This window comes from Serratia sp. JUb9, assembly GCF_014298095.1.
In the GTDB taxonomy this organism is placed as follows: Bacteria; Pseudomonadota; Gammaproteobacteria; order Enterobacterales; family Enterobacteriaceae; genus Serratia_B; species Serratia_B rhizosphaerae.
Genome location: NZ_CP060416.1, coordinates 302,111 through 325,211, shown reverse-complemented (window position 1 = coordinate 325,211; position 23,101 = coordinate 302,111). Strand labels below are relative to the sequence as shown.

The window sequence follows — 23,101 nt, the reverse complement described above, 5'->3', positions numbered from 1 at the left end:
GATCAGAGCCTCCGTTGCGGCAAAGGGTTACGCAGCCACTCACCGTAGGCGGCAGCATGGCTGGCCAGCACCTCCGGCTTTTGCCGGCGCGCCCAGTAAACGACGATCGGCGTCAGCCAGTGCATATGACACATCGCAGCGGTCAGCTCGAAGGGACGTAAAATATCTTCGATCGGGTAACGGTTGTAGCCGCCCAGACGATACGCCCCTTCCGGTTCACCGGTGGTGATCACCGAGCGCCAGTACTTACCCGCCAGCGCGTTGCCTCCCACGCCGCTGGCGAAACCGCGCGACAGCACCCGATCCAGCCACTCCTTCAGCAACGCCGGGCAACTGTAGGTGTATAAAGGGTGTTGGAAAACAATGATCTGGTGTTCACGCAGCAGCTGCTGCTCATGATGAATATCAATAAAGAAGTCGGGGTAGTGCGCGTACAAATCATGTACGGTGACGTTATCCATCTGCTGCGCCGGCCTGAGCAAAACCCGGTTTGCCACCGAGTCATGAGATTCCGGATGGGCATACAGCAGCAAAACCTTGGCCGGCTGCAACATCGTTCCCCTCCAATAGCGTCGTCAGAGCAACGGTTTTCCGTTACCATGCTGCGCATAGTTTAAAACAGCACGCTCGCTGCGGTCTGTTACCCTGATGATAATTTAACATATCTCCTACATTATTCGAGTCGCATCGACGCGGCAATCATTCGAAGTAAAGGGACTACACAGAGAACGGCGCTTTATGATTGTATTCTCATCGTTACAAATCCGACGCGGCACCCGCGTCTTGCTGGACAACGCGACGGCAACGGTTAACCCCGGGCAGAAAGTGGGCCTGGTGGGCAAAAACGGCTGCGGCAAGTCCACCCTGTTGTCGCTGCTGAAGGGCGAACTCTCCGCCGACGGCGGCAGCTACACTTTCCCCGGCAGTTGGGCGCTGGCCTGGGTGAACCAGGAAACGCCGGCGCTGGATACGCCGGCGCTGGAGTATGTGATCGACGGCGACCGCGAATTCCGCCAGTTGGAAGCAGACTTGCAGCTGGCCAACGAGCGTAACGACGGCAACGCCATCGCCACGCTGCACGGCAAGCTGGACGCCATCGACGCCTGGACCATCCGCGCCCGCGCCGCCAGCCTGCTGCACGGCCTCGGCTTTTCCAACGAGCAACTGCAAAGCCCGGTGCGCGCTTTCTCCGGCGGCTGGCGCATGCGCCTCAACCTGGCGCAGGCGCTGCTGTGCCGTTCCGACCTGCTGCTGCTCGATGAACCAACCAACCACCTGGATCTGGACGCGGTCATCTGGCTGGAGCGCTGGCTGAAAAGCTACCCCGGCACGCTGGTGCTGATTTCTCACGACCGTGACTTCCTCGATCCGATCGTCGATAAAATCCTGCACATCGAACAGCAGACCATCAACGAATACACCGGCAACTACTCCTCGTTCGAACGTCAGCGCGCCACCAAGCTGGCGCAGCAGCAGTCGCTGTACCAGACGCAGCAGGAAAAGGTGGCGCATCTGCAGAGCTATATCGAACGGTTCCGCGCCAAGGCCACCAAAGCCAAGCAGGCGCAGAGCCGTATCAAGATGCTCGAACGCATGGAGCTGATCGCGCCGGCGCACGTCGACAACCCGTTCAGCTTCAGCTTCCGCCAGCCGGAAAGCCTGCCCAACCCGCTGCTGCGGATGGAAAAAGTCAGCGCCGGCTATGGCGATAAGGTGATCCTGCAGTCGATCAAACTCAATCTGGTGCCCGGTTCGCGCATCGGCCTGCTGGGGCGCAACGGCGCCGGGAAATCCACCCTGATTAAACTGCTGGCCGACGAACTGGCGCCGCTCAGCGGCGAAATCGGCCTGGCGAAAGGCATCAAGCTGGGCTACTTCGCCCAGCATCAGCTGGAGTTTCTGCGTGCCGACGAGTCGCCGCTGCAGCACCTGAGCCGCATTGCGCCACGCGTACTGGAACAGCAGCTGCGCGACTACCTCGGCGGCTTCGGCTTCCAGGGCGACAAGGTGAGCGAGGCAACCGGCCGCTTCTCCGGCGGGGAGAAAGCCCGCCTGGTACTGGCGCTGATTGTCTGGCAGCGCCCTAACCTGCTGCTGCTCGATGAACCGACCAACCACCTGGATCTGGATATGCGCCAGGCGCTGACCGAAGCGCTGATCGACTTCGAAGGCGCATTGGTGGTGGTATCGCACGACCGTCACCTGCTGCGCTCAACCACCGACGATCTGTATCTGGTGCACGACGGCCAGGTTGAACCGTTCGCCGGCGATCTGGAGGATTACCAGCAGTGGCTCAGCGACCTGCAAAAACAGCAGGCGCAGCAGGACGCCGCACCGAAGCAGGACAGCGGCAACAGCGCGCAGGCGCGTAAGGATCAGAAGCGCCGCGCCGCCGAATTCCGCACGCAAACCCAGCCGCTGCGCAAGCAGATCGCCAAACTGGAACAGCTGATGGAAACGCTGGGCGCCGAGCTGGCGCAGGTGGAAGAACAACTGGCGGATTCCGCGCTGTATGACATCAGCCGCAAGGCCGAACTGACCGACTGCCTGCAACGGCAAAGCCAGGCCAAATCCGCGTTGGAAGAGACGGAGATGACCTGGCTGGAGGCGCAGGAACAGCTGGAGCAGCTGACCCAGGCGTTCGACACCGAAAGTTAAGCGCTGCCCCGCCCGGGCGGGGAGCGCCGTGATATCACTCCGCCAGCGTCGCACTCAGCCGCTGGCGGATCTGCTCCAACGACTCCTGGTGGAACAGCTTACCGTCCAGGAAACGGGTTTTCAGTTCCCCCTGCTGCTCCTGCTGCCAGCTTTGGTTATCCCGCAGTTGGTAGTCGCCATGCTCATCCCTGATCACCCGCAGCAGGCCGCGCGCCGACTGCTTCAAACCGCCGTCGGTTTTCGGCTGCTTGAAAATCGGCCGACCGACGCCCTGCACCTCGCCATAGGTCGCCTTCATCGCAAAGCCGAAGGTGTCGCGGGTATGGTATTGATAGGTAAAAGAACCCACGCCAAACACCACGTTGGAACTGGCGAACCCTTTCGCCTCCAGACGACGCAGAATTTCTTGCGCGCGATCCAGCGTAATGGAGTCGCCGTAAATCAGCCCGACGTGAGGATCCAGCACCTTGTAACCCTTACTGTTTACCGTACCGCCAAAAATCTCCCACAGCACTTCCACCGAGCCTTTTTCTTCCGCGCTGCGCGTCGGGCGGCGATCGTCATCCGCACCGCTGCCGCACAGGATGGCGACCGGGTCGCCGCTGTCCGGACGAAACACCACCCGGCCGTCGCGCGCCATGATTTTTGCTTTCAGCTCGCGGGTGAATTCGGTCAGCACCCGCCAGTAATCCCAGGTATCCGACACGATGGACACCAGCCCTTGCGGGTACAGTTCTTCAATCAGGCGGCGGAAGGTTTCAATTTCCGCATCCTGCTCCCCCATGCACATCACGCTGTGCTCGGTCGCCGGGATGCTACCGGCCACAAAGTAGTCGGCAGCGGTCGGATAGTAGCGCTGCGCGTACAGAATGGACGGGATATTATCGGTGCCTTTAAAACTGAGCAGATGGCCGGCGCCGGCCTGCGCCACATCATGCATGCCCGACATACCGCGGAATGAGAAGTCGTGGCACTGGAAATCCAGGTGCGCCGTATCGTCACAGGTGCGCGCCGCCCACATCTGGCAAATTTTGCGGTAGTGATGGGCGATGGTGGCGTTGGTGGAGGACTTCCACAGCTCTGCGGAAATGACCGTCTCCAGGTAGTTCACCAGCCAGAAGAACTCATCCCGCGTGTTGGTGATGGTCAGCACCGGCACCTTCATATTGACCTTGCTGCCTTCATCTAGCCCTTTGATATGCAGCGGCAGATAGCCCAACCGATGCAGCGCACGGATATGCTCGACGGACACCCGATCCTGGCCGATGTAACTGTCCATCAGCGCTTTATATTCCCCGATCACCTGCTCTTCCGGCTGGGCGAAAAACTGCTGGTTGAACAAATCCACCATAAACCACTGCAGGAATCCCTGCAGGCCAAAGAATACCAGTTGCCCGTCAGGCAGCGGCGAACTGAAGAAGCGATCGCTGCGCGGCGTAAAGTTGGAATAGACCCGCGTCGTCCCCTGCGGGTACTGCTCACGGTGGGAGACTTTATACCCGTCAATCGCCAGAATAGGGTTAGTCAGCATGATGCTCTCCTTAATGGGCGTAGATACGCGCAATATCAATCAGTTCAACGCGGGCTCCGGCGATATCCGCCGGCGCATATGAGGTGGTGGTATAAATGTTGTCGATGCCCTGAGCCAGCAGATGCTCAACGCCTTTGGAAAAGATGCCGTGCGTGACGTACAGGCTGACGCTGCGCGCGCCGTGCTGGCGCAGCACCTGCGCCGCGCCGATGAAGGTGCCGCCGGCATCGCACAAATCGTCCACGATCAGCACGTCTCTGCCGCGCACGTCACCGGCCAGCAGCGCAAACCCGGTCAGTTGGCCGCTCTGCACGTCACGGTGTTTGGTCATGATGCCGTACTCGTTAAGCGCAAAATGTTCTGCAACGGCGTGGATTTTTTTCAGCGCCCCGGCGTCCGGCGCGATAGGCAGTAAAACCTGCTGCGACAGCAGCTGCGTCAGCCTGGCGCTGTGCTGCATACAGTGCTGCTGAGCAACCGCGTGGAAACGGTCAATCGCCGCCGCCGCCACGTCGCTGTGCGGGTCCAGCACCGTCACCCGATCAAACTTCAGCGTATTCAGCAGTTGGCCGAACACCTTCAGCGCAAAGCTGTCGCCGGCGCCCATATGGAGATCCTGACGGGCGAACGGCAGATAAGGCAGCTCAAGCAGGCTCTCGCGGATGGGGTAGTGGTGACGCACCGCATCCACCAACTGCGCCAGCGCCATAAAATCATCCATGCTGCGCATCGCGGCGGCCCGGATACGCATTTGCGCGACGCCCGCCGCCGCCGGCACAGCGAAGCGGGCATACACGGCGCCATCAGGAAACTGACCGCTGATGACCTGAACTTCCTCTCCATCCAGAAATAACTGCAGTGTTGTATGCATGCCCGCCTCCCGTGATTCAATAATTAGTGTCTGTAAGACATTTATATAATTGTCTAAGGGACACTAATTGGCAAGTAAAAAATCCGCCTACGCAGAGATAAAAATATAACCAACTGATAATAAAAAGAAATGAAACAACCCCGCTTGCTGAACACCGGCGCGCTCGCTATAGTGTCCCAAAGACCCTTTCAGCGAGACCCCGCGCAATGTCCACGGAAACCGACTATCTGCAACACTACGACGCCAGCCGTTTCCCCTCCCCGATTGTTACAGTGGACAGCGTGCTGTTTACCGTTCATCAGGGAGAGCTGTGCGTCCTGATGGTCAAACGCGCCAACCACCCGTATCAGGGATTATGGGGATTGCCGGGCGGTTTTATCGATCTGCAGCGCGATGCTTCCACCGGCGCCACCGCCCAGCGCAAACTGATGGAGAAAACCGGCGTCGCCCCGCCGTATCTGGCGCAGTTGGAGAGCTTTTCCGGCCCAGGGCGCGACCCGCGCGGCTGGAGCCTGACCACGGTCTATTTTGCCCTGATCGCCCACGCCGACTGCCAGGCCCATATTGCCGACGTGGATGACGCCGCCTGGCTGCCGCTGACAACGCTGCGTAAACAGACGCTGGCGTTCGACCATCTGGCGATTATCGATGCGGCGCTGCAGCGCCTGCGCCAGAAAACCGCCTACTCCATGCTGCCGGTCTACTGCCTGCCGGCGGAGTTTACGCTGTCGCAATTACAGGAAGTGATGGAAATCATTTTGGCGCAGCCGGTACAGCGCAAGAGCCTGATGCGGCGCTTTGACGCCGCGGAGATGTTTGAGGATACCGGCAAGATGATGGCGACAGGCGCGCGCAAGGCGCGCCTGTATCGTAAAAAGGCGGGGGTCGATATGCACAATTTTTCCCGCAATCTGATGGTGGATTAACCGTCAGGCGCGGTAAAACGGCTTATCACCCAACATCGTCGCCCGGTGCATAATACGGCGCTGCGGCAAATAATCCGCGTTGGCGTAATGCTGCGTCACGCGGTTGTCCCAGATGGCAATATCATTTTCCTGCCAGCGCCAGCGCACCTGGAACTCCGGTTTGGTGATATGAGCAAACAGGAAGCCCAGCAGCGCCTCGCTCTCTTTCGGCGACACATCGACAATCCGCGTGGTAAAGCCTTCATTGACGAACAGCGCCTGCCGGCCGCTTACCGGGTGGGTACGGATCACCGGATGCAGCAGCGGCGGATTTTTCTGCACCGCCTGTCGCCAGCGCTGGTGTTCCTCCTCGCTGCCGCGATGTTTATATTCCGGGAATGACTTGGTGAAGTCGTGCTCCGCCTGCAGACCGCTCAGCAGTTGCTTGAACGGTGCCGACAGCGCCTCATAGGCGGCAATGCCGCTGGCCCACAGGGTATCGCCGCCGGTGGCCGGCAGCGTTTTCGCCGCCAGGATCGCCCCCAGCGGCGGATTTTCGATAAAGGTGACATCGGTGTGCCAGTTATCGTTGTCCGGCGGATTATTATCGTGGGTATCCAGCACGATAATTTCCTCCACGTCGCTGGCGTGCGGATACACCGGGTGAATATGCAGGTCGCCGAAGCGTCCCGCCAGATCGCGCTGCTGCAGCGGCGTAATAGGCTGATTGCGGAAAAACAGCACCTGATGTTTCAGCAGCGCGTGATACAGCTGCTCAAACTGTCCGTCACCCAGCGGCCGCGCCAGCTGCACATTTTCCACCAGCGCGCCGATATACGGCCCTAACGGGGTAATCACCAGACGTTCGTTCATTGTTGTACTCCATGCCACGGGGTCAGACGGCGCTGCAGGGCACGCAGTCCCAGCTCTAAGCCGAATGCAATTATCGCAATCACGCCGATGCCGGCCAGCACCACATCGGTCGCCAGAAATTCACCGGCGGATTGCACCATAAAACCTAAACCGCGCGTTGCGGCGATCAGCTCCGCCGCCACCAGCGTCGACCAGCCTACGCCCAGCCCGATGCGGATGCCGGTCAGAATTTCCGGCAACGCGCTCGGCAGCACCACAAAACGCAGCACCTGCCAACGGTTGGCGCCCAGTGCGCGAGCCGCCCGCACCCGCACCTGCGCCACGCTGCGCACGCCGGCCACGGTCGATAGCGCGACCGGGGCGAAAATCGCCAGGTAAATCAGCAGGATTTTCGACGTTTCGCCAATGCCGAACCAAATCACCATCAGCGGCAAATAGGCCAGCGGCGGCACCGGGCGGTAGATTTCAATCAACGGGTCGAGAATACCGCGCACCGTATCGTTCAGCCCCATCGCAATACCGACCGGAACACCGATCAGCACCGCCGCCAACAGCGCCAGCAGAATGCGCCCCAGACTGGCGGCCAGATGCTGCCACAGCGTGGCGTCCATAAACCCTTGCGGGCTGGCGATGGTGATCAACTGGCGCAGCACCTGCTGCGGCGCCGGCAGAAACAGCGGGCTGATAAGCCCCAGCGCCGTCACCGCCCACCACAGCGCCAGTAGTGCCAGCAGCGTTGAAGCGCTGAGCCAGACGCGGCGCGGCAGTGTAAAACGGCGCGGCGATGCCGACGTCGCGGTGGCTTTTAAGGTGGAGTGCAGGCTCATAGCAATGCCTCGCGCTGTTGGAAGACCTTGCCGAGCACATATTCGCGCCGGGCGATAAACGCCGGGTCCGATTTGATCGAACGGCACGCCTCGCCGGCGGCATAGCGGCGGCCGAAATCCAGCGACAGGCGTTCAACCACCTGTCCCGGCCCCGGCGACAGCAGCAACAGCTCGCTGGCTAAAAAAACCGCCTCTTCAATATCGTGCGTAATCAGCAACACCTGTTTGCCGGTATCGCGCCAGATGGTCAGCAGCAGTTCCTGCATCTGTTCGCGGGTAAAGGCATCCAGCGCGCCGAACGGCTCATCCAGCAGCAGCAGGCGCGGGTCCGCCGCCAGGGCGCGGGCGATGCCTACACGCTGACGCATCCCGCCGGACAACTGCCAGATAAAATGTTGCTCATAGCCGGCCAGACCGACGCGCCGCAGCATATCTTGCGCCACCGCCCGGCGCTGCGCCTTGCCGACGCCCGCCAGTTGCAGACCAAACTCGACGTTATCCGCCACGTTGCGCCACGGCAGCAGGCCCTCATGCTGGAACACCACGCCGCGCTCGGCGCCGGGGCCGCGGACCGGCTGCCCGTCCAGCGTAATGCTGCCCGCCGCCGGCGTCATAAAGCCGGCAATCAGATTCAGTAAGGTCGTTTTGCCGCAGCCCGACGGGCCCAGCACCACCACCAGCTCGCCGCTGTCGATCTGGAACGACACATCGCGCAGCGCCGGGCGCCCCTGATACTCCGCCGACAAATGGCTGACGTTTAACATGTCTCCCCCTTACGGCTGTGGCGCAGCCTGCAGCTGCTTGACGAAACGGTCGGTGACATAGGCGCTGTAATCCGCATCAACCTGCGGAATTTTGCCCTGCTGTTTCAGGAACTCCGCGGTATCGTGAATCGCCTTGCTGACCGGCTGGCCCAGTTGGCTCACCTGCTCCGCCGCCGGCAGATAGCGGTTGCCCTGCACCAATGCCGGCACCTGCGCTTCCGGCACCCCGCTCAGCCGCGCCAGCGTAGCGAGGTGATTGTTATCTCCCAGCCAGGCGGCAGGATCGTTCAGGTAGGCCTTTTGCGCCGCCAGCGAACTGGCGGCAAACGCGGTCACCACCTCCGGATGCTGCTGGGCGAAATCCTTACGCACCACCCAGACGTCCAGCGTCGGCGCGCCCCACTCGCCCACCTGCGCCGAATCGGCCAGCACCTTGCCTTCTTTCGCCAGCTCGTTCACCACCGGCGCCCAGACGTATGCGCCGTCGATATCACCGCGCTGCCAGGCGGCGGCAATGGCCGGCGGCTGCAGATTGAGGATTTTTACCTGTTCGGGCTTGATGCCCCAGTGCTTCAGCGAGGCCAGCAGGCTGTAATGGGTGGTTGAGATAAACGGCACCGCAATGCGTTTGCCGATCAGATCTTTAGGCGACGTGATGGTGTTCTTCACCACCAGCGCTTCCGAGCTGCCCAGCTGCGAGGCGATCAGAAACACCTCAATCGGCAGTTTTTGGCTGGCGGCCACCGCCAGCGGGCTGGAGCCGATATTACCGATTTGCACATCGCCGGAGGCCAGCGCGCGCAGCACGCCGGAACCGCTGTCAAACTTACGCCAGTCGACCTTGGCGCCGGACTGTTTGGCAAAACTGTTTTCCGCCTGCGCTATTTTGGCGGGCTCCGCTGAGGTTTGGTAGGCGACGGTCACGTCGACCGCCTGTGCGCTGGCCGCCGTCAGCGACAACGCCAGCAACGCCGCGCCGCGTAGAGAAAAGAGTTTGCCCGCCATGATCTGCTCCGTTGATAACCATCTGTTCAGTTACCAACAGTTTTATCCGAGCACTGGCGAGCAATGAAAGAATAAAAAAAACTTCTTTATTACTTATGGCGATATAAGGTGCATAATCAGCCGGTAATTTCCCCGCGTAAAAAAATCCGGGCGTAGCCGCCGAGCAGGGTGCGTTCACCCTGCTGCCGGCAAAACAGCTCGCCGCCGCGGGCGGAAATCTGCCGGGCCTGCAGCGTATGACGGCCCAGACGCGCGACCCAATACGGCATCAGCGTACAGTGGGCGGAGCCGGTCACCGGGTCTTCTCCGCCATCCAGCGTGAAGTAACGGGAAACAAAATCCACCTCCTCACCCGGCGCGGTGACGATCACCGCCCGGCCGGCGGCGGCAATCAGCGCCGGGATATCCGGCTGCAACGCCCTCACCTGCGCCTCATTCTCCAGCACCATCAGCAGCGCCGTAGCCTGCCAGCTCTCCTGTGGCGTAACGCCCAGCAACTGCGCCACCGCTTCCACCGGCGCAATGCGCTGCGGCGCCCGGCTGGGAAAATCCAGAATCAGTCGTTCGCCGTCTTCACTGTCGCGTCTGACGTACAGTTCACCGCTGGCGGAGCGGAAACGCACATCGTTCAGCCCCGGATTCACCACGTTAAACATCACGTGCGCCGCCGCCAGCGTGCCGTGACCGCACAAGTCCACCTCGCGCTGCGGCGTAAACCAGCGGATGCTCAGCACATCGCCGTCGTCCCAGACAAAGCTGGTCTCCGGCAGATTCAGCTCATTGGCGATCGCCTGCAGCTGCGCCGTCTCCAATGGCTGTTTCAACAGATACACCCCCGCCGGGTTACCGCGCAGCCCGGCGCCGGTAAAGGCGTCAACGTGAAAATAGTTTTCGCTCATCGCTTATTCCTTAATGCCAGATCAGCAGCGCACAGGCCGCCGTCAGTAACCCCATGGAAACGTTGAAGATCACCCAGGCTTTCTTACTGCGCAGCAGGCGACCGATAACGGTGCCGAATCCGAGCCAGATGACGCCGGCAATGATATTCACCACAAAAATACCCACCGCAATGGCCAGAATCGACGCGTTATAGCGCTCCCCTTCCAGGCTGAAGCTGGCCACCGCGCCCAGCGCCATCAGCCAGGCTTTAGGGTTGAGAAACTGCAGCAGCCAGCCCTGGTACAGCCGCACCGGCTTGGGCGGCGCGATATCGGTCTCCAGCTTTTCATAAGCGGCGGTCGCCACTTTCCACGCCAGCCACAGCAGGTAGACGGTGCCGAGTATTTTCAGGATAAGGTGTAATGAAGGGTAGACCAGGATCAGGCTGCCGACGCCGAACGCCACCAGCAGCAAAATGCTCTGCATGCCGAGCATGATGCCAATCATCAGCCACAGCGAGCGCATAAAGCCAAAATTGGCGCCGGAGGTGGTGAGCAGCATGTTATTCGGGCCAGGGGTGATCGCGGCCACCCACAGGAAACCCAGCAGCGAAAGAAACAAACTTAATTCCATGAAACGGGCGCTCCTCACCCATGCGCGATTTTTGCAGTATGATGGTTAACAGATGACATTGAAGCTAACAGTGCGCTATTGATCACACAATAGTCGCCAACAAGATTTTTATTCACCTTATGCATGAAACCTTTCGTCCCCTGAGCGGTGCCGGCAACCCGCATCTGCAAACCTTATTGCCGCGGCTGGTGCGCCGCCGCGTACTGCTGCAACCGCACTGGCAGCGGCTGGAACTGCCCGACGGCGATTTCGTCGATCTGGCCTGGAGCGAAGACCCCGCTAGCGCAGGCGATAAGCCCCGGGTGGTGCTGTTCCACGGCCTGGAAGGCAGCTTCTACAGCCCCTACGCCCATGGCCTGCTGCACGCCTGGCGGGAAAAAGGCTGGCTGGGCGTGGTGATGCACTTTCGCGGCTGCAGCGGCGTACCCAACCGCAAACAGCGCATTTATCACTCCGGTGAAACGGAAGACGCGCGCTTTTTCCTGCGCTGGCTGCGGGATACCCATGGCGCAGCGCCTACCGCTGCGGTCGGCATTTCCCTCGGCGGCAATATGCTGGCCTGCTATCTGGCGCAGCAGCGGCGGGAGAGCCTGCTGGACGCCGCCGTGGTGGTCAGCGCGCCGCTGATGCTGGAGCCTTGCTCGTTACGCATGGAACAGGGGTTCTCGCGCGTTTATCAGCATTACCTGCTCGGCCAGCTCAAGCAGAACGCCACCCGCAAGCTGCTGCGCGACCCGGCGTCACTGCCGCTGAAGCTGCCGCAGCTCAAAGGGCTGCGCCGCATGCGCGACTTTGACGACGCCATTACCGCACGCATTCACGGCTTCCGCGACGCCACCGACTACTATCGGCGCTGCAGCGCGCTGCCGCTGCTGCCCGAGATTCAAACGCCGCTGCTGATCATCCACGCCAAAGACGATCCGTTTATGACCGACGCGGTGATCCCCGATCTGAGCGCTCTGCCGCCCAACATCGAGTATCAGCTGACCGAGCGCGGCGGCCACGTCGGCTTTGTCGGCGGCACGCTGCACAAACCGCAAATGTGGCTGGAACAGCGGATTCCCGCCTGGCTTACCCCTTATCTGGATAAATAACGTGATTATTCCCTGGAAAGAACTGGATGGCGACACGCTGAATAACCTGATTGAAGCCTTCGTACTGCGCGAAGGCACCGACTACGGCGAACATGAACGTTCGCTGGAGCAGAAAGTGGCCGACGTGCGCCGCCAGCTGCAAAGCGGCGAGGTGGTGCTGGTGTGGTCTGAGCTGCACGAGACCGTCAATATCATGCCGCGCGGGCAGCTGCGTGCCGGTTATCAGGAGAGGTAATCGCGTCTGCGCCCTATGACTGACGGCAAAAATCAGGTAACAATGGACATCTTGCAAACCAACTCGCGCAGCTTGCCGCTGGCAAAAACGTATCAACCACACTAAAAATTATTCTCTGATACGCGCGCTTTTTACTACGGAGTAACCCAAGTATGTCCGCCAAACATCCCGTTATCGCGGTGACCGGCTCCAGCGGCGCCGGCACCACCACCACCAGCGTGGCGTTCCGCAAAATATTCCAGCAGCTGGATATCCGCGCCGCGCAGCTGGAAGGCGACAGCTTCCACCGCTACACCCGGCCGGAAATGGACGCCGCTATCCGCAAAGCGCGCGATCTCGGCCGCCATATCAGCTACTTCGGTCCGGAGGCCAACGACTTCGGCCTGTTGGAACAAAGCTTTACCGAATACGGTAAAAACGGCAGCGGCCGCTCGCGCAAATACCTGCATACCTATGACGAAGCGGTGCCCTACAATCAGGTGCCCGGCACCTTCACCCCGTGGGAACCGCTGCCGTCGCCGACCGACGTGCTGTTCTATGAAGGCCTGCACGGCGGCGTAGTGACCGATCAGCATGACGTGGCGCGTCATGTCGACCTGCTGGTCGGGGTGGTGCCCATCGTTAACCTGGAGTGGATCCAAAAATTAATCCGCGATACCGGCGAGCGCGGCCATTCGCGCGAAGCGGTGATGGATTCGGTGGTGCGCTCGATGGAAGACTATATCAACTACATCACGCCGCAGTTTTCCCGCACCCATATCAACTTCCAACGGGTACCGACGGTCGACACCTCCAACCCGTTCGCCGCCAAAGCTATTCCTTCGCTGGATGAAAGTTTTGTAGTCATTCATTTCCGTGGGTTGGATCAGATCGACTTCCCCTATCTGCTGGCGATGCTGCAAGGTTCATTTATCTCGCATATCAATACGTTGGTGGTACCAGGCGGCAAAATGGGGCTGGCGATGGAGCTGATTATGGCGCCGCTGGTGCAGCGCCTGCTGGAAGGGAAAAAGATCGAATAACGGCGCCTATGCCATCAGCAAGCGCCGGATAAAGCCGACATGCAGCTTCACACCGATCTGCAATACTTCCTCATCCAGTTTAAAGCGCGGGTTATGCACCCCATAGGTCGCGCCGATCTTGTCGTTGCCGCTGCCGATAAACAGGAAACAGCCCGGCACCTGCCGCTGGTAGGAAGAAAAATCCTCACTGCCGAACATCGGCGCGCTCATTTCGTGCAGCGCATCGGTGCCCAGCGTGTCGCCAATCACCTCACGGGCAATTTCACAGGCCTGCGGATGATTGTCGCCAATGGTGTAACCGCGCGTCCACCGCATCTGATAACTCGCCCCGCTGGCCTGCGTAATGCCGGCCACCGTTTGCTCCACCAGCTGTGGCACCCGTTCACGTACCGCATGATCGTGAGTACGCAGCGTACCGGCCAGCCGTACGCTGTCCGGAATAACGTTATAACCCCCTTCCGCCTGAAAGGTGGCAACGGTCAGTACCGGCGCATGCAGCGGGTCAAGCCGGCGAGCGATAATTTGCTGTAGCGCGGTCACCACCTGGGCGCCAATCGTGACCGGATCGATACACAGCTGCGGCATCGAACCATGTCCGCCCTTACCTTGCAGCATGATATCGAAGTTGTCGCTGGAGGCGCTGAATACCCCTTCCTTCAGCGCAACGCTGCCGGTAGGGAAATTCGGCATTACGTGCAGGCCGAAAATCATCTTCACGCCGTCCAGTACGCCCAAATCCACCAGCTCCTGCGCCCCGCCCGGCGGCACCTCCTCGGCATGCTGGAAAATAAAACGCACCGTTCCGCTCAGCTGAGACTGCAATTGACACAGTACGCTGGCGGCGCCGAGCAGCATGGCGCTGTGCGCGTCGTGACCACAGGCGTGCATCACCCCCGGCCGGGTGGAACAGAACGCTTCATCGCTCTCTTCCTGAATCGGCAAGGCATCAATATCCGCCCGCAGGGCGTAGCAAGGACCGGGGCGCCCGCCCGCCAGTTCGGCCACCACGCTGTTCGGCGTCGGTCTCTGCAGGCTCAACGGCCCCAGCGCCGCCAGTTGCTCGGCAATGTAGTCCGCCGAAGCCGCCTCCTGAAACGACAATTCCGGGTTGGCGTGCAGATAACGCCGCCAGCGCAGCACATCCGCCGCCACATCGTCGATCAGCTTATCGATATTCATCACAATTCACCTCCGTTTAACAGGGATTGGCGCGGCTTCACCGCTAACGGCAGCATCACCAGACCGGAAACCACCATCGCCAGCGCCAGAAAGATAAAGGTCGATGCATACCCCTGGCTCAGGGTGATCAGATACCCCATCACAATCGGCGCAACAAAACCGCCGAGCGTGCCGCCGGTATTGATCAGCCCCATGGCGGCGCCCATCACCTCCGGCGCCAGGCGCTTCATCGGCAGCGTAAACACCGTGACAAAGGACGCCATCAGGAAGACATACCCCAAAAACAGCAACACGCTGGCGCCCCATGCCGACGTGGAGGTATAAACCAGCCAGATACACAGCGCACTCAGCAGCGAGCAGCAGAAAATCACCAGCGGCTCACGCCCCTGCATATAGCGCCCCACCAGCCAGCCGGTGCCCAGCGAAGAGATCCAGATCCCCAGGCCGCCTGCGGCCACCACCAGGCTGGACATGCCAAGCGCCATACCACGCTGCTGAACCAGAAATTTAGGCAACCAGGCCATCAAGCCGTAAGACGGAATGTTGATACAGAAAATCGCCACAAACAGCAGCAGCACAATCGGCGTTTTCAGCAAGGTGCGGTAGGTATTGCCGGCGCCGTCCGCCGAACGCTGCGCCGCCCGCGGCGGATTCGGCACCAGCCACAGCACGCAGGCGGCAACCGCAAAAGCCAGTAGGCCAAGCGCCGAGAAAGAGCCGCGCCAGCCGATATGCTCCAGGCAGTACACCGCCACCAACGGCCCGGCGGTCATCGCCAGGCCGGCGGAAGAGAGCAAAATCGACTGTGCGAAAGTGCGCTGCTCCAGCGGAAAGTTGGCGACCACCGCTTTGGCGCATGAGCAGGGATAGCCGGAATGCCCCATCCCCGACAGAAAGCGGAACGTCACCAGCAGCCCCAGGCCAAAGCCCAGTAGGCCGAAGCACAAGGCGAAACCACCCAGCAGCAATAAAGAAGCACACAGCACCTTCTTAAAACCGAAGCGGTCGTTAAGCCAGCCGGCCGGAATTTGAAACAATGAATACGCCAGGAAGAATACGCCGGTGACATAGCCCAGCTGTTCCGCCGGCAGATTAAATTCACGCTCAATCGGCAACAGGGCAAACCCCATCACAGTTTTATCTATATAAACAATCACATAACCGACAAAAAGCAAAAAAATCATTAAAGCTCGCGGCTTCATGGCTGGACTCCCCTGTATTGCACGTCGGCAGACGGGCTGCATCAACGAAATTGTGATCCTTATCACTTATAGTTTTAATAACAGCGACTTAAGTCACCACTAATGACGTTAGCGTCTTTACCTTGGCGGCATAAGATGCAATTTTGTTCAGGGTGATAGTTTTTACTGATAGGGAGATGAACGTGCGCTACCTGCCAAAATTGCAGCAGCTTCGGGTTTTTCAGCAGGTGATTCGCAGCGGCAGCATTCGCGGCGCGGCGCGCGCGCTGCAGCAATCCCAGCCGGCGGTCAGCCGCAGCCTGCGTGAACTGGAACAGGCGTTGGACACGCAGCTGATTATTCGCAGCAATCAGGGCATGACCCTGACCGAAAGCGGTCGCATTTTCGCGGTGCGGATGCAGTTTATTCTGGAAGAGCTGCAGCGTGCGGCGGATGAGATTCAGCAGATCAGCCAACACTCACAGGGGACAGTGGCGATGGGGCTTTCTTCACTGCTGGCGCTGACGGTGCTGCCGATGCTGGCCGACGCGTTCCGAAAACAGTTCCCGCAGGTAAATCTGGTGCTGCAGGAAGCCCAGCTCTCCACCCTGCTGCCCGCGCTGCGCGAAGGCCGGCTGGATTTCGCCGTCGGTTCCATCAGTCCGGAACTGCCTTTAGAAGATCTGGTGCGCGAGCCGCTGTTCAATGCGTCATTTTGCATCGTCGCCCGCCGCGGTCATCCGCTGGCCAACGCTCGCTCGCTGGATGCGCTGCGCCAGGCCAAATGGCTGCTGCCGGAAACCGATATGGGCTATTACCAGCATCTGCAATCCGTGCTGGGTGATTTTTATCAACAGCTGGAAACGCCGCCGGTGCGCTCGGACTCTGTCATCTGCGGCCTGAATATGGTGCTGGCGTCTGACTACCTGACCATTGTGGCGCGCGCGATGGCGCGTCCGCTGCATTTGCAGGAACAGGTGGTCACGCTGCCGATTGATACCCTGCCGCAGGCGCAGTATTGCGTGCTCTATTCGCAGAGATCGCCGCTAACCGTAACGGCGCGGCGTTTGCTGGATTTGCTGCACGGCCAGTGTCAGCGCTACGCCTGGTAAACTTATTCCACCGCGCGGATTTCGAAACTGTGGGTCACCGTTGCCGCCTGGCTCAGCATCAGCGATACCGAGCAGTACTTTTCAGCGGACAGGTTGACCGCACGCTCCACCACCTTGTCACTCAGCCCTTTACCGCTGACGATAAAGTGCAGATTGATCGCGGTAAAAGTGCGCGGCGGCTCATCCCGCCGCTGCGAGCTGAGTTTCACCTCACAGTCGCGCACGTCATTGCGGCCCTTTTGCAGAATCGACACCACATCGATCGCGCTGCAACCGCCCACCGACATCAACACCATCTCCATCGGACTCGGCGCCTTTTCTCCGGCGCTACCGTCCATTAACACCTGATGGCCTGACGCGGACTCACCGAGGAAGGTCAATCCTTCCACCCATTTCACTCTTGCCTGCATACTGCTCACTCCGGTTAATTTCTTAAAATCAGACTACGCTTTCGCGCTGAAACTGGCAACGGAACCTGATGCCGGTCATGCTGAAGCGAGACAACAGAAGACACTCGCCTCACTCTATGCTACAAACAAACCGCAATAATTCTTTTTGGACACCGACTTTCAGGGATCTGCCCAAGGAAAGCATCTTAAATGAGATGTTAACAGAATGTAGCTTGCAGCACTGACGGCAAGTTAATATGCTAGGGCAATAGCGTATTTTACGGCACGCCTCAAAACCTGTTTATAGCCCGCATGCATTACCGGTTATCAACGCGTTTAACAGGGAGCTCCGATCCCTGTGTTACAAAGGCAGCGATTACAACAGAGGATAATAGCGAATGGTTCTCGGCAAACCGCAAACAGACCCGACTCTCGAATGGTTCCTGTCTCATTGCCATATCCACAAATATCCATCCAAAAGTACGCTGATTCACCAAGGTGAAAAGGCTGAAACGCTCTACTACATCGTGAAAGGCTCCGTTGCGGTGCTGATTAAAGATGAAGAAGGCAAAGAGATGATCCTGTCCTATCTCAACCAGGGGGATTTCATCGGCGAGCTTGGATTATTTGAAGAAGGCCAGGAGCGCAGCGCCTGGGTGAGAGCGAAAACCGCCTGTGAAGTAGCTGAAATTTCCTATAAGAAATTCCGTCAGCTGATCCAGGTCAACCCGGATATTCTGATGCGCCTTTCCGCGCAAATGGCCAGCCGCCTGCAGGTCACCTCAGAGAAAGTGGGGAACCTCGCCTTCCTTGACGTTACCGGCCGCATTGCGCAAACCCTGCTGAACCTGGCGAAACAGCCGGACGCCATGACCCACCCTGACGGTATGCAAATTAAAATCACGCGTCAGGAAATTGGTCAAATCGTCGGTTGTTCACGCGAAACGGTCGGCCGTATCCTGAAAATGCTGGAAGATCAAAACCTGATCTCCGCGCACGGCAAAACCATTGTTGTTTATGGCACGCGTTAATTAACCAGAAAACGGCGCATTCGCGCCGTTTTTTATGCCCTATTCCCTACATGCCACCGTTCTTATCACTCCAATAACCATCCCTGCTTCCCGTTACCGCCCCCTCGGTCGAACAATAATTGACCGCAAAGAAAAAAAGTGCTTATTTATCCCTTGGTTGGATAAAAAGGACGCATCCTATGAAAGGACTTCAGGAAGTCAGAGAGAAACGAGAAGGTACGCTCCGTCTGCTGACCCAAGGGGAGATTACCCTCGCTCATGAAATGTTCGGCGGAGCTATCGCTTATAACAGGGTATGGGTTCATTGCGATAGCTACCTCCCCTTCGGTTTACAGGCGCAAAATTACGGTATGGCCCCTAACGGTGAACTGTATTTTAGAAAAAATCTTTATGAAGAAGACTTCTCAGAAATCGCCGTGCCAACAGAATCAAAACATCTCTATATCCATGAAATGGTTCATGTCTGGCAGCATCAACGGGGGATGTGGGTCAAAACAAGAGGGTTATTTAGCTGGGCCAGCGACTACACATACACTCTGCACGCCAATAAGAAACTCAAAGATTATGCAATGGAACAACAGGCCTGCATCATTGCGGACTATTGACTTTGGCGTAAGGCTATACCAGCGTCAGGCTGTACCGGGCCGTATCGTGAACTATCGTGGTAAGGACAACAGCAGAAATATTTTCCTTGTATATCAAAAGATGGTTTCTCGTGCGCTTGCCGGAAGGGGATAATATGAAATATCGATTTTTGCTCGCTCCAGCCATGCTGCTGACGGGATGTACGCTCGGCGATCCGGGGCCTAAAATTTCACCGATGGCGGAAATAAAGGTTGTGAATAACAACATTTGTTTACTCGCTCCGGTGGCAGATGGCGAATCCATGTCAGCGTTAGAAATTCGCACCGTGGAGCCCGAAAAAAACCTGCGCAAACACTTCACGCCCCCGATATTCCTCTCATCAACCGCATGTACCCCCCTGTTTGGATATCGCTTTCAGGCAGGGCACAATTATGGCATCTTCGTGAACACAGAGCGGCAGAATGCTCAGGGAAAAGTCGTCGATGCGCGCATAATCAGAGCATCTTTCCGTCTCGGGCAAGATAAAAACGGCAAGCTGCAAGTCACAACATCAACCGAATGATGGGCAACTTCACGCATATCCCCTTCCGGTTATCAGCCCCGGTCATCGACCGGGGCCATACGTAGTTCCCACAACAGGTAATACAACGCCTACTGAGCAATAGCCCGCTTATACCGCATTCACCACATCCTGCACCGCACGTTCAAAACGCGCCATACCCTCTTCAATATCCTGCAGCTCTACCACCAATGACGGCGCAAAGCGGATAACGTTAGGCCCGGCGTTCAGAATCATCACGCCATGCGCGGCGGCGGCGGCCAGGAAATCCCGCGCCTTATTCTGGTAAGCCGCACTCAGCTCAGCGCCGATCAACAGCCCCATACCGCGAATATCGCTGAAAATACCGTACTTGTCGGCCAGTTGCTGCAATTTCGCCACGTAGAGCGCATGACGCTGCGCGATACCGTCCAGCACCTGCGGCGTGTTGATCACGTCCAGCGCCGCCTCGGCCACCGCGCAGGCCAGCGGGTTGCCGCCGTAGGTGGTGCCGTGCGTGCCGACCTGCATGGCAGAGGCAATCTCCTCGCTGGTTAGCATCGCGCTGACCGGGAAGCCGCCGCCCAGCGCTTTAGCGGTGGTCAGAATATCCGGCGTCACGCCGTAATGCATATAGGCGAACAGCTTGCCGGTACGCCCCATGCCGCTCTGCACCTCATCAAACACCAGCAGCGCCTGGTGCTTATCGCACAGCGCGCGCACGCCCTGTAGGAACTCGGCGTCCACCGGCGTAATGCCGCCCTCGCCCTGAATCGGCTCCATCACTACCGCGCAAGTGCTGTCATCCATCACCGCCTTGACCGCCGCCAGATCGTTGTACGGCACATGCACGATATCGGCCGGTTTTGGCCCGAAGCCGTCAGAATACTTTGCCTGCCCGCCGACCGAGACGGTAAACAGCGTCCGGCCGTGGAAGGCGTTATAGAAGGCGATAATTTTGGTTTTGTACGGGCTGTGACGGGTAATGGCATAGTGGCGCGCCAGTTTGAAGGCCGCTTCGTTGGCCTCCGCGCCGGAATTGGCGAAAAAGACCCGATCGGCAAAGGTGGCGTCAATCAGTTTGCTGGCCAGACGCAGCGCCGGCTCATTGGTGAACACATTGCTGGTATGCCACAGGGTTTCACTCTGCTGCTGCAGCGCCGCCACCAACGCCGGGTGGCAGTGGCCCAACGCGGTCACGGCGATGCCGCCGGAGAAGTCGATATACTCCTTCCCTTCGCTGTCCCACACGCGGCAGCCCAATCCTTTGACCGGTACAAACTGCGCCGGTGCATAAACCGGCAAAATCACCTTATCGAACGTGCTGCGGTTCACCGCGTATTTTTCCGTCATTATTGGGTTCCACCTCAAGAGATTGGTTTTTTAATAGCGCCAGCAAAGTGACAATATAATCACAAAATATGCATAAAAAACCAATTTAGGGCAAACCAAAATCGCCAATCATGACGAAAAATTTATAACCGATTAACTTTTAAGGAAATTACTCAGCAGCACGTGCCCCTGTTCGCTAAGGATGCTCTCCGGATGGAACTGCACCCCTTCCAGCGCCAGCGTGCGGTGGCGAATCCCCATAATCTCATCGCGTACGCCGTCACGCTCGCTCCAGGCGGTAACCTCAAAACAGTCCGGCAGCGTTGCTGCGTCCAGCACCAGCGAATGGTAGCGCGTTACCGTCAGCGGATTATTCAGCCCGCGAAAAACGCCGCGGTCCGTATGGCGAATTGCCGAGGTTTTGCCGTGCATCACTTCGCGCGCGCGCACCACATCGGCGCCGAATGCCTGCCCCAATGCCTGATGCCCCAGACAGACGCCGAGAATCGGCAGCTTACCGGCAAAATGCGTAATGGCCGCCAGCGAAATACCGGCCTCGTTCGGCGTGCAGGGGCCGGGGGAGATCACCAGATGCTGCGGCGCCAGCCTGTCAATATCGGCCAGTTGCAGTTCATCATTGCGCTTTACCAGCACCTCGGCGCCAAGCTCGCAAAAGTATTGATAAAGGTTGTAGGTAAAAGAGTCGTAGTTATCGATCAGCAGCAGCATGGCGGTTCAACGGCCTATGATTTGGGGAGTAATTTCCTGGTACAACAAGACGGCAACCGCCTCAGCCCGGGAGCTTACCGCAGTAAGCCGCCGGGGTGAAGGCGGTTGCCGATGCATTACGCGAAGAAAAGATTACTTTTTACGGCCGCCCATAATCGAACCCAGCACGCCGCGCAGGATCTGCTTGCTCAAATCACGTGCCATGCTCTTGGCGGCGGTTTGTACAATGCCGTCGCGCTTGCCGCCGCGCGGGCCGGTGGAACCGAACAGCAGCTCATTCAGGCTGCCCATCAGGCCGCCGCCGCTTTGTTGCTGGCCGGCCTGCGGCGTGGCTTTATCCACCGCTTGCGCATCCTCGCCCACGGTGGCGAAGCCTTCGGACGACAGCTTCTCATAGGCCGATTCGCGGTCTACCATCTCTTCATAGCGGCCGTACAGCGGCGATTTATTGATGGCGCTGTTCAGCCCTTCCGCCCCCAGCATGCCCATTTTGGACTCCGGCGCGATCACCATCGCACGCTCCACCACGTTGGGCCGTCCTTTCTCATCGAGGAACGACACCAGCGCCTCCCCGACGCCCAGCTCGCCAATCACCGTTTCCGCATCAAAATCCGGGTTGGCGCGCATGGTCTGCGCCGCAGCCTTCACCGCCTTCTGGTCGCGCGGCGTAAAGGCGCGCAGCGCATGCTGAACGCGGTTGCCCAGCTGGCCAAGCACGCTGTCCGGAATATCCAGCGGGTTTTGCGTCACAAAATAGACGCCGACGCCTTTGGAACGGATCAGGCGCACCACCTGCTCAATTTTGGTCAGCAGCGCCGGCGGCGCATCGTTGAACAACAGGTGCGCCTCGTCAAAGAAGAACACCAGTTTCGGCTGTTCCGGGTCGCCCACTTCCGGCAGTTGCTCAAACAGCTCCGCCAACAGCCACAGCAGAAATACCGAATAGAGTTTCGGCTGGTTAATCAGCTTATCGGCCGCCAGCAGATTGATCATGCCATGGCCGTTGGCATCGGTCTTCATCAGATCGTTGATGTCGAGCATCGGCTCGCCGAAGAACAGGTTGGCGCCCTGCTCCTCCAGCGTCAGCAGGCCGCGCTGGATGGCGCCGACCGACGCACTGGAGATATTGCCGTACTGGGTTTTGAACTGTTTGGCGTTGTCGCCGACGTACTGCACCATCGCGCGCAGATCTTTCATATCCAGCAGCAGCAGCGCATTGTCGTCAGCAATTTTAAACACCAGCTGCAGCACGCCGCTTTGCACCTCGTTCAGATCCAGCAGGCGCGCCAGCAGCAGCGGGCCGAGATCGGACACCGTGGCGCGGATCGGATGCCCCTTCTCGCCGTAAATATCCCACGGGATAATGGTGCTGGCCTGCGGCTGCCAGTCGGTCACGCCAATCGCCGTCAGCCGTGCCTGCAGTTTTTCATTCGGCACCGCCTCGGTGCCAATCCCCGACAGGTCGCCCTTCACGTCCGATAAAAACACCGGCACGCCGATGCGTGAGAACTGTTCGGCCATTTTTTGCAACGTCACGGTCTTACCGGTACCGGTCGCACCGGTAATCAGGCCGTGGCGGTTGGCCAGGGCAGGCAGAATCGCCAGATCCTGAACGGGTTTACCGTCTTTCATCGCCTTGGCGATAATCCGTGCTTCACTCATTTGCTGTTCCTTTGATGACGCTAACGCGGCGCAGATGCGCCTGTGATGCCATAAAGCTATAAGCGC

At 59.0% G+C, this 23,101-nt stretch carries 24 protein-coding genes; 9 read left to right on the top strand and 15 right to left on the bottom strand.

What is annotated here, in order from left to right; genetic code table 11:
- Nucleotides 1-2 precede the first annotated feature (2 nt).
- Nucleotides 3-554 (bottom strand): glutathione-regulated potassium-efflux system ancillary protein KefG, encoded by a 552-nt coding sequence (gene kefG, locus HF675_RS01470; RefSeq protein ID WP_187043950.1) that lies wholly within the window; start codon nt 552-554, stop codon nt 3-5.
- 184 nt (nt 555-738) lie between these two features.
- Here kefG and HF675_RS01465 point away from each other — a divergent pair, with 184 nt between their 5' ends.
- Nucleotides 739-2,658: an ABC transporter ATP-binding protein gene (locus tag HF675_RS01465; RefSeq protein WP_105232893.1), complete on the top strand. Its 1,920-nt coding sequence runs from the start codon at nt 739-741 to the stop codon at nt 2,656-2,658.
- 34 nt (nt 2,659-2,692) lie between these two features.
- Here the strand turns inward: HF675_RS01465 and HF675_RS01460 are convergent, their stop codons facing one another.
- Together HF675_RS01460 and prs are read right to left on the bottom strand one after the other, a co-directional pair.
- Nucleotides 2,693-4,189, bottom strand: coding sequence for a nicotinate phosphoribosyltransferase (locus HF675_RS01460; protein WP_187043949.1), 1,497 nt, complete (start codon nt 4,187-4,189; stop codon nt 2,693-2,695).
- Nucleotides 4,190-4,199: 10 nt separating this feature from the next.
- Nucleotides 4,200-5,060 carry a ribose-phosphate diphosphokinase gene (gene prs / locus HF675_RS01455; protein WP_187043948.1) on the bottom strand — a complete coding sequence of 287 codons (861 nt, stop codon included), beginning with the start codon at nt 5,058-5,060 and terminating at the stop codon, nt 4,200-4,202.
- A 206-nt stretch (nt 5,061-5,266) separates the two neighbouring features.
- Here prs and HF675_RS01450 point away from each other — a divergent pair, with 206 nt between their 5' ends.
- Nucleotides 5,267-5,986, top strand: coding sequence for an NUDIX domain-containing protein (locus HF675_RS01450; protein ID WP_105232896.1), 720 nt, complete (start codon nt 5,267-5,269; stop codon nt 5,984-5,986).
- Nucleotides 5,987-5,989: 3 nt separating this feature from the next.
- On the opposite strand, the gene tauD is transcribed toward HF675_RS01450, so the two are convergent.
- The 6 genes from tauD to HF675_RS01420 all read right to left on the bottom strand — a co-directional run bounded on the left by tauD (nt 5,990) and on the right by HF675_RS01420 (nt 10,946).
- Nucleotides 5,990-6,838: a taurine dioxygenase gene (tauD, locus tag HF675_RS01445; RefSeq protein WP_105232897.1), complete on the bottom strand. Its 849-nt coding sequence runs from the start codon at nt 6,836-6,838 to the stop codon at nt 5,990-5,992.
- Entirely contained in the window at nt 6,835-7,665 is an 831-nt protein-coding gene (tauC, locus tag HF675_RS01440) for a taurine ABC transporter permease TauC (RefSeq protein ID WP_111737894.1), read from the bottom strand. The genes tauD and tauC overlap by 4 nt, the downstream gene beginning before the upstream one ends.
- Nucleotides 7,662-8,429 carry a taurine ABC transporter ATP-binding subunit gene (tauB, locus tag HF675_RS01435; RefSeq protein WP_105232899.1) on the bottom strand — a complete coding sequence of 256 codons (768 nt, stop codon included), beginning with the start codon at nt 8,427-8,429 and terminating at the stop codon, nt 7,662-7,664. Before tauB ends, tauC begins: the two co-directional genes overlap by 4 nt.
- Before the next feature lie 9 nt (nt 8,430-8,438).
- Nucleotides 8,439-9,434 (bottom strand): taurine ABC transporter substrate-binding protein, encoded by a 996-nt coding sequence (gene tauA / locus HF675_RS01430; protein ID WP_105232900.1) that lies wholly within the window; start codon nt 9,432-9,434, stop codon nt 8,439-8,441.
- Between the two features lie 116 nt (nt 9,435-9,550).
- The gene (locus HF675_RS01425) at nt 9,551-10,333 is read right to left on the bottom strand and encodes a PhzF family phenazine biosynthesis protein (protein WP_105232901.1); all 783 of its coding nucleotides are present in this window, start codon (nt 10,331-10,333) and stop codon (nt 9,551-9,553) included.
- A gap of 10 nt (nt 10,334-10,343) precedes the next feature.
- Complete coding sequence (locus tag HF675_RS01420; protein WP_105232902.1) at nt 10,344-10,946, bottom strand: LysE family translocator; 603 nt, start codon at nt 10,944-10,946, stop codon at nt 10,344-10,346.
- A 119-nt stretch (nt 10,947-11,065) separates the two neighbouring features.
- Here HF675_RS01420 and HF675_RS01415 point away from each other — a divergent pair, with 119 nt between their 5' ends.
- The 3 genes from HF675_RS01415 (at nt 11,066) to HF675_RS01405 (ending at nt 13,297) form a co-directional block, all read left to right on the top strand.
- Nucleotides 11,066-12,040, top strand: a complete 975-nt coding sequence (locus HF675_RS01415; protein ID WP_105232903.1) for a hydrolase — start codon at nt 11,066-11,068, stop codon at nt 12,038-12,040.
- Between the two features lies 1 nt (nt 12,041).
- The gene (locus HF675_RS01410; RefSeq protein WP_105232904.1) at nt 12,042-12,275 is read left to right on the top strand and encodes a YheU family protein; all 234 of its coding nucleotides are present in this window, start codon (nt 12,042-12,044) and stop codon (nt 12,273-12,275) included.
- A 152-nt stretch (nt 12,276-12,427) separates the two neighbouring features.
- Nucleotides 12,428-13,297, top strand: a complete 870-nt coding sequence (locus HF675_RS01405; RefSeq protein WP_105232905.1) for a phosphoribulokinase — start codon at nt 12,428-12,430, stop codon at nt 13,295-13,297.
- A 6-nt stretch (nt 13,298-13,303) separates the two neighbouring features.
- Here the strand turns inward: HF675_RS01405 and HF675_RS01400 are convergent, their stop codons facing one another.
- Complete coding sequence (locus HF675_RS01400; protein WP_187044680.1) at nt 13,304-14,476, bottom strand: amidohydrolase; 1,173 nt, start codon at nt 14,474-14,476, stop codon at nt 13,304-13,306.
- Nucleotides 14,476-15,660 (bottom strand): MFS transporter, encoded by a 1,185-nt coding sequence (locus HF675_RS01395; RefSeq protein ID WP_255427322.1) that lies wholly within the window; start codon nt 15,658-15,660, stop codon nt 14,476-14,478. Before HF675_RS01395 ends, HF675_RS01400 begins: the two co-directional genes overlap by 1 nt.
- Nucleotides 15,661-15,860: 200 nt before the next feature.
- Between HF675_RS01395 and HF675_RS01390 the strand changes: the two genes are divergently transcribed.
- Nucleotides 15,861-16,769 carry a LysR substrate-binding domain-containing protein gene (locus tag HF675_RS01390; RefSeq protein WP_160029623.1) on the top strand — a complete coding sequence of 303 codons (909 nt, stop codon included), beginning with the start codon at nt 15,861-15,863 and terminating at the stop codon, nt 16,767-16,769.
- Nucleotides 16,770-16,771: 2 nt separating this feature from the next.
- Here the strand turns inward: HF675_RS01390 and HF675_RS01385 are convergent, their stop codons facing one another.
- Nucleotides 16,772-17,179, bottom strand: a complete 408-nt coding sequence (locus tag HF675_RS01385; protein ID WP_105232906.1) for an OsmC family protein — start codon at nt 17,177-17,179, stop codon at nt 16,772-16,774.
- Between the two features lie 377 nt (nt 17,180-17,556).
- Between HF675_RS01385 and crp the strand changes: the two genes are divergently transcribed.
- The 3 genes from crp (at nt 17,557) to HF675_RS01370 (ending at nt 19,336) form a co-directional block, all read left to right on the top strand.
- Nucleotides 17,557-18,189, top strand: coding sequence for a cAMP-activated global transcriptional regulator CRP (gene crp / locus HF675_RS01380; protein WP_004090925.1), 633 nt, complete (start codon nt 17,557-17,559; stop codon nt 18,187-18,189).
- 179 nt (nt 18,190-18,368) lie between these two features.
- On the top strand, nt 18,369-18,794 hold the full coding sequence (locus HF675_RS01375; protein ID WP_232251595.1) for a type IV secretion protein Rhs: 426 nt from the start codon (nt 18,369-18,371) through the stop codon (nt 18,792-18,794).
- A 134-nt stretch (nt 18,795-18,928) separates the two neighbouring features.
- Nucleotides 18,929-19,336, top strand: coding sequence for a putative T6SS immunity periplasmic lipoprotein (locus HF675_RS01370; protein WP_187043947.1), 408 nt, complete (start codon nt 18,929-18,931; stop codon nt 19,334-19,336).
- Between the two features lie 108 nt (nt 19,337-19,444).
- Here HF675_RS01370 and HF675_RS01365 read toward each other — a convergent pair whose 3' ends face one another.
- The 3 genes from HF675_RS01365 to HF675_RS01355 form a co-directional block, all read right to left on the bottom strand.
- The gene (locus HF675_RS01365) at nt 19,445-20,665 is read right to left on the bottom strand and encodes an aspartate aminotransferase family protein (RefSeq protein ID WP_187043946.1); all 1,221 of its coding nucleotides are present in this window, start codon (nt 20,663-20,665) and stop codon (nt 19,445-19,447) included.
- Nucleotides 20,666-20,797: 132 nt separating this feature from the next.
- A complete protein-coding gene (locus tag HF675_RS01360) occupies nt 20,798-21,373 on the bottom strand; it encodes an aminodeoxychorismate synthase component II (RefSeq protein ID WP_105232909.1) in 576 nt (191 codons plus the stop codon).
- Nucleotides 21,374-21,505: 132 nt separating this feature from the next.
- On the bottom strand, nt 21,506-23,035 hold the full coding sequence (locus tag HF675_RS01355) for a helicase HerA-like domain-containing protein (RefSeq protein ID WP_105232910.1): 1,530 nt from the start codon (nt 23,033-23,035) through the stop codon (nt 21,506-21,508).
- Between the last annotated feature and the right edge of the window lie 66 nt (nt 23,036-23,101).